11 protein-coding genes are annotated in these 12,273 nt (G+C 64.4%); 6 read left to right on the top strand and 5 right to left on the bottom strand.

All coding sequences use genetic code 11. From position 1 onward, the window contains the following. Position 1 precedes the first annotated feature (1 nt). The 3 genes from JQ616_RS05235 to JQ616_RS05225 form a co-directional block, all read right to left on the bottom strand. The gene (locus tag JQ616_RS05235; RefSeq protein ID WP_212012729.1) at positions 2-805 is read right to left on the bottom strand and encodes a GNAT family N-acetyltransferase; all 804 of its coding nucleotides are present in this window, start codon (positions 803-805) and stop codon (positions 2-4) included. A gap of 140 nt (positions 806-945) precedes the next feature. Beyond that, positions 946-1,995 (bottom strand): amidohydrolase family protein, encoded by a 1,050-nt coding sequence (locus JQ616_RS05230; RefSeq protein ID WP_212012728.1) that lies wholly within the window; start codon positions 1,993-1,995, stop codon positions 946-948. A 44-nt stretch (positions 1,996-2,039) separates the two neighbouring features. Next, the gene (locus JQ616_RS05225; RefSeq protein ID WP_212012727.1) at positions 2,040-2,855 is read right to left on the bottom strand and encodes an MBL fold metallo-hydrolase; all 816 of its coding nucleotides are present in this window, start codon (positions 2,853-2,855) and stop codon (positions 2,040-2,042) included. Positions 2,856-3,029: 174 nt separating this feature from the next. Here JQ616_RS05225 and JQ616_RS05220 point away from each other — a divergent pair, with 174 nt between their 5' ends. Further along, positions 3,030-3,968, top strand: a complete 939-nt coding sequence (locus JQ616_RS05220; RefSeq protein WP_349629955.1) for an alpha/beta fold hydrolase — start codon at positions 3,030-3,032, stop codon at positions 3,966-3,968. A gap of 8 nt (positions 3,969-3,976) precedes the next feature. On the opposite strand, the gene JQ616_RS05215 is transcribed toward JQ616_RS05220, so the two are convergent. Together JQ616_RS05215 and JQ616_RS05210 are read right to left on the bottom strand one after the other, a co-directional pair. After that, positions 3,977-5,497 carry a permease gene (locus JQ616_RS05215; RefSeq protein ID WP_212012726.1) on the bottom strand — a complete coding sequence of 507 codons (1,521 nt, stop codon included), beginning with the start codon at positions 5,495-5,497 and terminating at the stop codon, positions 3,977-3,979. After that, positions 5,494-6,246, bottom strand: a complete 753-nt coding sequence (locus JQ616_RS05210; RefSeq protein WP_212012725.1) for an ABC transporter ATP-binding protein — start codon at positions 6,244-6,246, stop codon at positions 5,494-5,496. The genes JQ616_RS05215 and JQ616_RS05210 overlap by 4 nt, the downstream gene beginning before the upstream one ends. Before the next feature lie 295 nt (positions 6,247-6,541). On the opposite strand from JQ616_RS05210, the gene JQ616_RS05205 reads away from it, so the two are divergent. The 5 genes from JQ616_RS05205 to JQ616_RS05185 all read left to right on the top strand — a co-directional run bounded on the left by JQ616_RS05205 (position 6,542) and on the right by JQ616_RS05185 (position 12,201). After that, on the top strand, positions 6,542-7,417 hold the full coding sequence (locus tag JQ616_RS05205; RefSeq protein ID WP_212012723.1) for a branched-chain amino acid ABC transporter permease: 876 nt from the start codon (positions 6,542-6,544) through the stop codon (positions 7,415-7,417). A 105-nt stretch (positions 7,418-7,522) separates the two neighbouring features. Then, entirely contained in the window at positions 7,523-8,674 is a 1,152-nt protein-coding gene (locus JQ616_RS05200) for a branched-chain amino acid ABC transporter permease (RefSeq protein ID WP_212012721.1), read from the top strand. Then, positions 8,671-9,429 (top strand): ABC transporter ATP-binding protein, encoded by a 759-nt coding sequence (locus tag JQ616_RS05195; protein WP_212012719.1) that lies wholly within the window; start codon positions 8,671-8,673, stop codon positions 9,427-9,429. The genes JQ616_RS05200 and JQ616_RS05195 overlap by 4 nt, the downstream gene beginning before the upstream one ends. 10 nt (positions 9,430-9,439) lie before the next feature. After that, positions 9,440-10,219, top strand: a complete 780-nt coding sequence (locus JQ616_RS05190; RefSeq protein ID WP_212012716.1) for an ABC transporter ATP-binding protein — start codon at positions 9,440-9,442, stop codon at positions 10,217-10,219. 143 nt (positions 10,220-10,362) lie between these two features. Then, positions 10,363-12,201, top strand: a complete 1,839-nt coding sequence (locus JQ616_RS05185; protein WP_212012714.1) for an AMP-dependent synthetase/ligase — start codon at positions 10,363-10,365, stop codon at positions 12,199-12,201. The last annotated feature ends 72 nt before the right edge of the window (positions 12,202-12,273 follow it).

The raw sequence follows: 12,273 nt of genomic DNA, 5'->3' as shown, positions 1-12,273 counted from the left end.
GTTAGCTGAACCGACGCTCACGCGCGGCGATCAGGTCGCCGCGCATCGCCAGGAAGCGGCAGCTTTCGTGCTGGGGCCGGAAGCCGAGGCGGCGGTAGATTTTCAGTGCGGGAGCGTTGCGGCTCGAGACATTGAGCCAGCAGGGATGATCGACCGATACGTCGTGCGCGGCCAGCACGCGATAGACCAGCAGCTGGCCGAGGCCGCGTCCCTGCCGCGCCGGGTCGACGGCGACCGACTCGATCCACATCGAGTTGCGCTCCGGCTCGGTCAGGCAGAAGCCCGACATCTGTCCATCCTCCGATGCGATCCAGACCCCGGTCTCGGTCAGGACCTGCGCCATCTCCTCCGGCGAGTACAGGCGGAAGGCGGCGTCGGAGGCGTAGGCGGCGTTATGGATCCGCGCGACCTCGCCGGCACAGGCGGTGACGTCCGAGACCTGCTCGATGGTGGCGCGGGCGGCGGCAAGCGTGCGTGCCGGCTGCAACGGCTCGACGCACTTCATCCCGATCTCCGACTCGACATGAACGAAGCCGAAGGCGGCGACGAAAGCCATGCCGGCCGGCCAGTCGCTGCTCACCAGCGTCTGCACGGTGAGATCGGGGTCGGTGTCGATCGCCAGCACGTCGTCGACCAGCGCGAGCCCAATCCGGCGCCGCCGCATTTCGGGCGTCACGACGATCTTGAGGAACCGGGAATGGCCTGCGCCGTGGTCGCGCAGCGAGGACTCGGCGAGGCCGACAAGCTGCCCGTCTCGCTCGGCAACACGAAAGTCGCGGCCGCCGCGGTTCTGCGGCAGCTTCAAGAATTGGTCCCACTGTGGCAACGTGACAGGGCCTAGCCGCGGTTCCACCGCAGCTGCCTTTGCGTAAAGTGCGACCACCGCTTCCGCATCAGCCTCTCGGAGCGGCCGGATGGTGATGCCGTCATCCATGAGTCGGAAGTTTACCCGATATCGAGCCGATAGACATCCTTTGCCGTCTTCAAGAACAACGCCGTCTTCTCGACTTCGCTATATTGTGATGCAAGCCGTTTAAAGGTGTTGAAGATCACCTGATAGCTGCACTGTCCCTTGTCAGGTGGGAAGTTGCTCTCGAACATGCAACGGTTCGGGCCGAACGCCTCGATGCAGGTCTCGACATAGGGCCGCCAGGCGGCGGCGAGTTCCTCCGACGATGGCGGCCGGGCCCGGAGGTGGAAGTCATAGCCAAGCAGGCACATCGCCAGCCCGCCGAGCTTGACCACGACATTGGGGCATCTGGCGATCTCCTGGATCGACGCCTTCCAGAGCGGAAAGGTCTCCTCGCGTTTGCCGGCGAAGCGGCCGGTGCCGACCGGGCCACCGCAATGGTCGAGCACGATCCTGGTGTCGGGAAAGGCGCGGGCGAGGTCGGTGAGCTCGCCGATCTGTGGATGGAACAGCCAGGCATCGAAGCTGAGGCCGAGCGGCGCCAGGCAGGCGAATCCCTTGCGGAAGGTGGAATCGAGCAGAATGCCCTTCGGCCGGTTCGCGTACATGTGAGCGACGTTGGGGTCCTCGTCCCAGGCCGAGGAGTGGCGGATGCCGCGGAACCGGCCGTTGCCGGCGGCAATCTCGGCCTCCAGCACGGCCTTGGCCTGGTCGCCGATCAGTAGGTTGACGTGGCTGACGATGCCGGCACAGATCGCCGCCTTGCCGTAGCCGCCGCTCGCCGCCATCGCCGCGACGCCGTTGGCGAACTCGACCTCGCCGACCGGGCGGAACGCCTCGGGCCCGTCGGCGCGATACATCGACCGGCAATCGACATAGACGGTCGCGACGATGTTGTGGCCGGAGGCGATGTCGTCGCGCATCTCCTCGATCAGATAGCGCAAGCCCCCGCGGTCCCAGAGATGGTGATGCGGATCGACGATCGGACGGGCCGGGTCGATGATTTCTTCCGTGTATTGGGCGAGCCAGTCTTCTCGCGGATTGGCATAGAGCCCGCTGGCTGAGGCGGGTAACGTACTGGCCATCGATTTTCACTCCCGTTGGTTTTGCTTCTTCTTGAACAGAGCCTTTACACGCCGTCGAGGATGATCACCGTCGGCGTTGCCGGCAGCGTGTCGCGCGAAATCCGTAACGTACGCTCGCCGTCGCGGCGGTCGATCTCGAATTGCTGGCCGATCAAGCGCATGAACTCGTCGAGCGGGGTGGCGAAGCGGTGCATCGGCAGCACCACCGATGCGCGCAGCCGCTTGGTGATTTCGGAGATGCCGTCGAGCGACATCGTATAGGTGCCGTCGATCGGCACCATCACGATGTCGAGTCGGCCGATCGCCGCGAACTGGCTGTCGTCGAGCTTGACGTGGAGGTGGCCGAGATGGCCGATACAGAGGCCGGCGACCTCGAAGATGAAGATCGAATTGCCGTCCTTGATCATCTCGCCGCCGGCATCTTCGCCCCAATAGCGCCGGATGTCGGTCGTGACGTTGCGGATATAGACGTCGCCGATGCGCTCCGCGTAATGCGCGGCCTGGCCGTTCTCGCCCCAGCCATGCAGCACGTGGGCAATCCCGGGATCGGGAAACAGCGTGTAGTGTGTCGCATGGGCCCGGTTCATGGTCGCGACGTCAGGCAATCGCCCGGTCTGATAGACGCCGTTGTAGTCGGTCGCGATCCGGACGCCGCCGGGCGTGTCGATGTAATAGGTCGAATGGCCGGCATAGGTGATCGCGACCTCGTCGGCTTTGGCCGCGATGCGCCGGTAGTTCACCGGCACGGCCCGCGGCGGCGCATTGGCCATTGCCAGGCATTCGCTGCGCTGGGCGTCCTGCGCGACGGCGTGGCCGGTCAATGATCCCAGCAAGACGAGCGCGGCGAGCAATCTCAGCATGACCTGTTCCGTCTTCGGCGATATCCGCCGATACGAGACTATCGCGCAATCGGCTTGCCGTCATGATGAGGCCGGCGCATCGCTCCAAGGCGCTGACTGCAACACGATCCAGGCGATTCCTGCGCCGGAACGCGCTACCATGCCGCGCAGATATGAGAGATCAGGGAGTTCTGCGTGACTGACACTGCCCCTACGCCGCGCGCGTCATCGACCAAGCGGCTCGAGCCGTTGCGCCACGTCGACGCAGGTGTGCTCAACATCGCCTATTACGAGGCCGGCCCGGCGGATGGTCCGGTCGTGATGCTGATGCACGGCTTTCCCTATGACATCCATGCCTTTGTCGACGTCGCGCCGATCCTGGTCGCGCAGGGTTGCCGGGTCATCGTGCCGTATCTGCGCGGCTACGGGCCGACGCTGTTCCGCGACAAGGCGACGCCGCGCTCGGGCGAGCAGGCGGCGGTCGGGGCCGATTTGATGGCGCTGATGAATGCGCTCGGCATCAAGCGTGCGGTATTCGCCGGCTATGATTGGGGCGGCCGCGCCGCATCGATCGGCGCCGCGCTGTGGCCGGAGCGCTGCATCGGGCTCGTCTGCACCAATGGCTACATGATCCAGGACATCGCGCATGCGATGGTGCCGGCGCCGCCGGAGCGCGAAGTGCCGCTCTGGTATCAATATTACTTTCAGCTCGAGCGCGGTCGCGCCGGGCTCGCCGCCAACCGGCGCGGCATCGCAAGGATCCTGTGGTCGCAATGGTCACCGACCTGGACGTTCGACGAGGCCTGCTTCGAGCGGACGGCGGTCGCGTTCGACAATCCTGATTATGTCGACGTCGTGATCCACAGCTACCGGCATCGTTACGGCGTAGTCGAAGGCGACCCGCAATACGCGGATGTGCAGCGGCGGCTCGACGCATTGCCTGTGATCACCGTCCCCGCCATCTCGCTCGACGGCGCCGACGATGGCGTGACGTTCGTGACCGACGGCAGTCGCACCGCGGCAAAGTACGCCAACCGCCTGGACCATCGCGTGATTCCGGGCTCGGGCCACAATCTGCCGCAGGAAGCGCCGGAGGCATTTGCCGCGGCGGTGATCGAGGTGATGAAGGCTTAAGCGCGGTCTCAGCCCTGCCGCGGGCTGATCTTCCAGGCGATGGCGAGCGTCAACAGGGTCATCATGCCACTGACGAGTGCGGCTGCCGGTATCGTCAGGGCCAGCGCCGCGGTCGCGGCCCAGCCGATCGAGGAGAACGCTTCGGCGAAGGTCGCGATGCGGGAGGAGGTCTGGCGCCGGCGGAACTGGCTGCGCTTGGCCTGTGCGCGGAACCAGAGCTGGACCGCGGCGGCGGATGCGGTCGCGGTGAGGATCGCGATCGCCGTGACCGCGGCCTGCGCCAGCGAGGCGAACGCCAGCGCGGCCACCAGCGGCGTGAACACCACGGCGATTGCGAGCAGCACGACCTCGATCTTGGCGCGGGTCACGCGTGACGGCGGCAGTGGCGCGGTCGCCACCAGATCGGGCGCGTCCTCACCCGAGATGGTCAGCCAGGCGAGGCCGCCGGCCAGCTGGCCCGCGGCCATCACGATGACAGGCGTGATCAGCACGATCGCGGTCGACGTGCCGGAAAAGCTTCGCCACAGCATCAGCGCCGGCGGCAGCAGATAGAGCATCTGCATCAGGCTCTGCGACAACAGCCATGGATCGCGGCGCAGTAACACGAGCTCCTTGCGCCGCAACGCCTGTTGCCGCGAGCCGGGGCGGAATGCGCGGGCGCGTCCCCGCGTGACCGCTGTCGGATTGGCGGCGACGCTTGCAACCGTGTCCGCGAAGCGCGGCGCGAAGGCCGCCATCACAACGCCGAGCAGCACCAGGCTTGCCGCGAGCAGCAGCATCATAATGTCGAGATCGCCGAGTGAGGCGCGCGCCGGCCACCACAGCAGGCTGTCGAGCGCGGGGGCAATGTGTGCCGCGGTGTCCGAGGTCAGGAAGGCAAAGCGCGACAGCGTGCCGTAGGACAGCACGGCGACGACCTGCAGCGCGATCACGAAGCCCGCGCCGATGACCGCCGAGACGACCTGCGCCACCAGCCGGGTCCGGATCGGCCCGATCAGGCGAAACAGGAACGCGGTGACCGCGATTGCGGTGGCGGCCGCCGACAGCCCGATCGCAAGTACGACGCCGAATCCGGCGAGCCAGCGCGGGCCGCCGAGATACACCAGCACGTCGATGAACGGTGTCGACAGCAACAGCGCCATGCTGCTCACCGTCATCGCGATCGCGGCGATCCGGATCGAGAAGATGTTGGTGAGCTTGGCCGGCGACGACATGATCAGATCGAGATCGGCGCGGGCGTAGAATACGCGCGTCACCGATTCGATGGCCTGCGACAGCATCAGCGCCCAGGCCAGGAAGACGGTTGCTGTCAGCACGATCAGCGACGACGGATCGAGCGGAAACCTTAAGTCCGCATAGCGGTTGACCACGGCATAGGCCGGCAGATGCAGGATCGCCGCGAAGATCAAAAGTCCGATCACGGCGCGATTGCGCCTTCGCCGACCGCCGGTCATCATCGCCAGCCATTCGCGCCACGCCAGGCGGAATTCATGGCGGGCGAACCAGCTGAGATGGGCGACCGAGCTCACGCGGCCGCCGCTTCGGTATCGACCAGCGCGATGAACATGTCCTCGAGCGTGGTGTCGTTGCGGCCGTTCTGCTCGCGCAGCTCGCCGAGCGTGCCCTCGGCGATCAGCCTGCCGGCCGCGATCACGCCGATGCGGTCGGCCATGCGCTCGGCGACTTCGAGGATGTGAGTCGTCATGATCACGGTGCAGCCGGTGCGAACGCGCTCCTGCAACAGCCCCTTGACGTGACGCGCCGACAGCGCGTCGAGCCCGGTCAGCGGTTCGTCGAGGATGATCAGGCGGGGATCGTGCACCAGCGCGCCGGCGAGCGCCACCTTCTGGCGCATGCCTTTGGAGAAGCCCTCGCAGCGCTCGTTGAGATGCGGTTCGAGCCCGAGCGACACCAGGAGGTCGCGCGCCGACTTCTCCGAGGTGCGGGGATCGATGCCCCACAGGCCGGCGACGAATTCGAGATATTCCAGCGGCGTCAGCTTGTCATAGATCATCGGCTCGTCGGACACCCAGGCCATGATCTGCTTGGCTGAGACCGGATCGGCCAGCGCGTCGATGCCGAGGATCGACACCGAGCCGGCGTCGGGACGCAACAGTCCTGCCACCATGCGCAACGTCGTGGTCTTGCCGGCGCCGTTCGGCCCGAGCAGCGCGTAGAACTCGCCGACCCGGATGGTGAGATCGAGCGCGTCGACCGCCGGGCGGTCAAAACGCTTGGTTAACCCTCGCAGGGCGAGTGCGGACAATTCCGATGTCATGATGCGGTGGCGATCCGGGATTTCGCTCGTCGGTTGCGCAAACTTGGACAAAAACCGTTTCGGTGCAGTGAATCGCACGGGGCAAATCGAACGCGATATCCGTATTAGTCCGTGCTGCGGCATATCTCCGTAAATGTGATGATACAGCCGGATCAGCGGTTTGTTGACAGGGATCGGGTGTTTTGGCTCAATCCCAGGCGGACATAGGCGGCTTTCAGCGCTTCCGACACAAGGGCGTGAAGGCGGGATGCGACGAGCGATCGGATAAGAATCGCCGGGCATCGGGGAGGGAACGATGCTGGACTTTGTTCAGCAGCTCGTCAGCGGCATTGCGCTCGGCTGCGTTTACGGCCTGATCGCGCTCGGCTTCGTGCTGGTCTACAAGGCAACCGAGGTCGTCAATTTCGCGCAAGGCGATTTGATGATGCTGGGCGGCTTTTTCGCCTTCACATTCATCGGCATGCTGGGACTGAATTACTGGGTCGGCTTCGCCGGCGCAGTGATCTGCATGGCGTTGTTCGGCATGCTGGCCGAGCGGATCGTGGTGCGGCCGATCCTCGGTTATCCGCAATTCTCCATCATCATGGCGACGATCGGGCTCGGCTATTTCCTGCGCTCGGTGGCTGGCATGATCTGGGGCACCGACGACTTCAAGATCGATACCCCGTTCAGCCAGGGCGTCCTGCGGATCGGCAGCCTGGTGCTCGCCTATGACAAGCTCTCGGTGATCGCGGCGACCATCATCCTGTGTGCGCTGCTCTATCTGTTCTTCAACCGCACCACGCTCGGCACCGCGATGCGGGCCAGTTCGGAGAACATGCTGGCTGCCTATTACATGGGCATCCCGGTGAAGCGCGTGGTCTCGATCGTCTGGGCGATCTCGGCGGCGGTGGCGACCTGCGCCGGCGTGCTGCTGGCGCCGATCACCTTCATCCATTCCAATGTCGGCCTGGTGCTGGGGCTGAAGGCGTTTCCGGCCGCAGTGCTCGGTGGCTTCGGCTCGATTCCCGGCGCGGTGGTCGGCGGCGTGCTGATCGGCGTGATCGAGAGCATGGCCGGCTTCTACCTGCCGCAGGGATGGAAGGACGTCGCGCCTTACATCGTGCTGCTTGCGGTGCTGCTGCTCAAACCCGAGGGCCTGTTCGGCCTTCACGTCCGCAAGAAGGTCTAGGGCATGATCCGGAAAAGTGGAGGCCGGTTTTCCGACAAGATCATGCTCAACCGAGAGGACGAGATCATGATGCGATTTAATCGCATCATGATCTAGGGAGGACGCATGCGGTTTCTCTTCAAGACCGACTATGAAGACGACATCAGGCTGTTTCCGCATTCCGGCTACGTCTATTCCTATGGCCTGCTGCTCGCGGTGCTGCTGATCGCGCCTTACGTGCTCTCAAGTTATCTGATGAGCCAGCTGGTCTTCGTCTGCATCTATGCGACTGTCGGCGTGGGCCTGTTGATCCTGACCGGTTTCACCGGGCAGGCCTCGCTGGGACACGCCGCATTTCTGGCGATCGGCGCCTACACCGCGGCCTATCTGCAGCAATTCAACGTGCCGTTCCCGGTCTATTTCCTCGCCGCGGGGCTGTTGACCGGCTTGGTCGGCGCGCTGGTCGGATTTCCGGCGCTGCGGCTGCAGGGCATCTATCTCGTGATCGCGACGATCTCGTTTGCCTTCATCGTCGAGGAAATCATGGCGCGCTGGGAAAGCGTGACCCACGGCAATGAAGGCATGCGGGTCAAGACCATGCAGCTATTCGGCACCACGGTGTCGCGTGATGGCCCGACCTTCTATTACCTCTGCCTTGCGGTGCTGGTGCTGACCATCGTCGGCACGCTCAATCTGCTGCGCTCGCCGACCGGGCGCGCCTTCGTCGCGATCCGCGATAGCGAGACCGCGGCGCGCAGCATGGGCATCAATGTCGCGCTCTACAAGGTGAAGTCGTTCGCGATCTCGGCTGGTATCACCGGCTTCGCCGGCGTGCTGTTCGCCCACAAGCTGTCCTTCATCTCGCCCGAGATGTTCACCTTGCAGCTCTCGATCGAGTTCATCATCGTGATCCTGATCGGCGGCACCTTCAGCCTGCACGGCGCGGTGCTGGGCGCGATCTTCCTGGTCATGATCGATCCGTTTCTGACCTATCTGAAGGATGACATGCCCGGCGTGATTGCGGGCGTTGCGGCCACCTTGGGCGCCGGTACCGAGCGCGCGGGACATATTCAGGATGCGGTCGCGGCGTTTGCCTCCGCCAACGGGCTGAAGGGTGCGATCTACGGCGTCATCATCGTGGTGTTCGTGCTGTTTGAGCCCTTGGGCCTCTACGGCCGCTGGCTCAAGATCAAGCTCTTCTTTCAACTGTTCCCGCTCTACAAGCGCGCAACGTTCAAGCGACAGAAGATCTATGTGAAATCGGAGCGGAACCGATGAGCTATTTCCGCGCCGAGAACCTGTCGCTGCATTTCGGCGGCCTCAAAGCGGTCGATGCCGTCAGCTTCGCGGTCGAGAAGGGCGAGATCCTCTCGATCATCGGACCGAACGGCGCCGGCAAGAGCTCGATCTTCAATCTGATCTCGCGGATCTATCCGCCGACCTCGGGCAAGATCTTCTTCGAGGATCAGGACATCACCCAGCAGCCGGCCTACGATATCGCCAGGCTCGGCATCGCGCGCACCTTCCAGAACATCGAGCTGTTCGAGAACGCGACCGTGCTGAGTAATCTCCTGGTCGGCCGGCATCGGCATTCCAATACGCAGCTCTGGCAGGAGCTGCTGTTCCTGCCGAGCGTCCGCGCCGGCGAGAAGGCGCATCGCCGCCGGGTCGAGCAGGTGATCGAATTTCTCGATCTCGAGCCTTACCGCGACAAGCTGATCTCGGGCCTACCTTACGGCGTGCGCAAGGTGATCGAGCTGGCGCGGGCGCTGTGCTCGGAGCCGAAGCTGATCCTGCTCGACGAGCCGTCGTCGGGCCTCAATGTCGAGGAGACCGACGACATGTCGTTCTGGATCCGCGACATGAAGAGCGAGCTCGGCATCACCGTCTTGATGGTCGAGCACGACATGACGCTGGTCAACCGGGTCTCGGACCGCGTCATCGCGCTGAACTACGGCCGCGTGCTGGCGATGGGCTCGCCTTCGGAGGTGCAGCACCATCCCGACGTCGTCGCAGCCTATCTCGGCGCATGAGGGTGATGGCATGAGCACATCGGACATCATCCTGAAGCTCTCCAACATCGAAAGCTATTACGGGCCGATCATGGCGATCCGCGGCATCAGCCTCGAGGTGCCGCGCGGCCAGATCGTGACGCTGCTCGGCGCCAACGGCGCCGGCAAGACCACGGTGCTGAAGACCATCTCCGGCATCCTCGACCCGCAGAAGGGCACGATCGAATTCCTCGGCAAGCCGATCCAGCGCATGGAGGCCGACCGGATCGTGCGGCTCGGCCTCAGCCATGTGCCGGAGGGGCGCGAGGTGTTTCCGTTCCTCTCGGTGCGCGAGAACCTGATGATGGGCGCCTATCTGCGCAAGGACCGCGACGGTGTGGCGCAGGACCTCGAACGCGTCTACGGCTATTTTCCACGGCTGCGGGAGCGGCTTGGCCAGCCGGCCGGCCAGCTTTCCGGCGGCGAGCAGCAGATGCTTGCGATCGGACGCGCATTGATGAACCGGCCGACGCTCTTGCTGCTGGACGAGCCGTCGCTCGGGCTGTCGCCGATCCTGGTGAAGGAGATCTTCACCATCATCCGCCGCGTCAATGAGGAGCAGGGCATGTCGATCCTGCTGGTCGAGCAGAATGCCAAGATCGCGCTGGAGACGGCGCATTACGGCTATGTGCTGGAGATCGGTCGCGTCGTCATGAACGACACCTGCGAGCGGCTGATGAATTCACCCGATATCCAGGAGTTCTATCTCGGCGCCAAGGAAGCGGGCGCGCGGGGCGAGCGGCGCTGGAAAAAGAAGAAGACGTGGCGTTGAAGGTTGGCGTTGCAGAGGGTTGGCGTCGACGAAAGTCGACGCTGCTTTGAAAGAGGGTTGGAGCTAGATTTCAAGCTTGGCTCGCGAACAAGACCGGCACAACAACCCGGCGCGTGAGGCAGGCGGCAGAGGAGGGAGCGCGGATGGCAGGACCAGTGGTGCTGACAGTTGCCGACACGATCGCGCGGAGCTTTCTGCTCGCGGTGCAAACGCGTGGCGACAGGCCCGCGATCCGCGAGAAGAAGTTCGGTATCTGGCAGCCGACCAGCTGGCGCGAATGGCTGCAGATCTCCAGGGATATCGCCTTCGGCCTGCACGCGACCGGCTTCCGCCCCGGCGACGTCGCCTCGATCATCGCCAACGCGGTGCCGGAATGGGTCTATGCCGACATGGGCATTCTGTGCGCCGGCGGCGTCTCGTCCGGCATCTATCCGACCGACTCCGCGGCGCAGGTCGAATATCTCGTCAATGACTCGCGCACCCGGATGATCTTCGTCGAGGACGAGGAACAGCTCGACAAGGTGCTGGCCTGCCGCTCGCGCTGCCCGACGCTGGAAAAGGTCGTCGTGTTCGACATGGAGGGGCTCTCCGGCTTCTCCGATCCGATGGTGCTGTCGCTCGCCGAATTCACCGCGCTCGGCCGCAATCATGCGCAGGGCAACGACGCCTTGTGGGATGAAATGACCGGCAGCCGCACCGCTTCCGATCTCGCGATCCTGGTCTACACCTCGGGGACCACGGGGCCGCCCAAGGGCGCGATGCACTCCAACCGCAGCGTGACGCACCAGATGCGCCACGCCAATGATCTCTACCCCTCGACCGACAGCGAGGAGCGGCTGGTGTTCCTGCCGCTCTGCCATGTCGCCGAGCGGGTCGGCGGCTACTACATCTCGCTCGCGCTGGGTTCGGTGATGAATTTCGCCGAGAGCCCGGAAACGGTGCCGGACAATCTGCGCGAGGTGCAGCCGACCGCGTTCCTCGCGGTGCCGCGGATCTGGGAGAAGTTCTATTCCGGCATCACCATCGCGTTGAAGGACGCGACTCCGTTCCAGAACTGGATGTATGCCCGCGCGCTTGCGATCGGCAACCGGATGACCGAGTGCCGGTTGGAGGGCGAGACGCCGCCGCTGTCGCTGCGGCTTGCCAACAGCGCCGCCTACTGGCTGGTGTTCCGCAACATCCGCCGCATGCTCGGGCTCGATCGCTGCCGGATCGCATTGACTGGCGCCGCGCCGATCTCACCGGATCTGATCCGCTGGTACCTCGCACTCGGCATCGATATGCGCGAGGTCTACGGCCAGACCGAGAATTGCGGCGTCGCGACCCTGATGCCGGCGGACCGCATCAAGCTCGGCTCGGTCGGCAAGGCCGCGCCCTGGGGCGAGGTGATGATCTGCCCGAAGGGCGAGATCCTGATCAAGGGCGACTTCCTGTTCATGGGCTATCTCAACCAGCCGGAGAAGACCGCCGAGACGATCGACGCCAAGGGCTGGCTGCACACCGGCGATGTCGGCGCGATCGACAATGAAGGCTATGTCAAGATCACCGACCGGATGAAGGACATCATCATCACGTCAGGCGGCAAGAACGTGACGCCGTCCGAGATCGAGAACCAGCTGAAGTTTTCGCCCTATGTCTCTGACGCGGTCGTGGTCGGCGACAAGCGACCGTATCTCACCTGCCTGATCATGATCGATCAGGAGAATGTCGAGAAATACGCCCAGGACCAGGACATCCCCTTCACCAACTACGCGAGCCTGTGCCGGGCCCGCGAGATCCAGGACCTGATCCACCGCGAGGTCGAGGCGGTCAACGCGAAGTTTGCGCGCGTCGAGACCATCAAGAAATTCTATCTGATCGAGCGCCAGCTGACGCCCGAGGACGAGGAGCTGACGCCGACCATGAAGCTGAAGCGCAGCTTTGTGAACAAGCGCTACGCGGCCGAGATCGACGCCATGTATGGCGAACGCGCGGTCGCTTAGCCGAAGCAGGAATAGGCGAAGGAGCGAGCAGGCCCGACCCTTCGCGCACCATGGGCCATGTTGAGGAGGAGA

This window comes from Bradyrhizobium tropiciagri (assembly GCF_018130545.1).
Classification (GTDB): domain Bacteria; phylum Pseudomonadota; class Alphaproteobacteria; order Rhizobiales; family Xanthobacteraceae; genus Bradyrhizobium; species Bradyrhizobium tropiciagri_A.
This window is presented reverse-complemented; position numbering and strand designations above follow the sequence as displayed.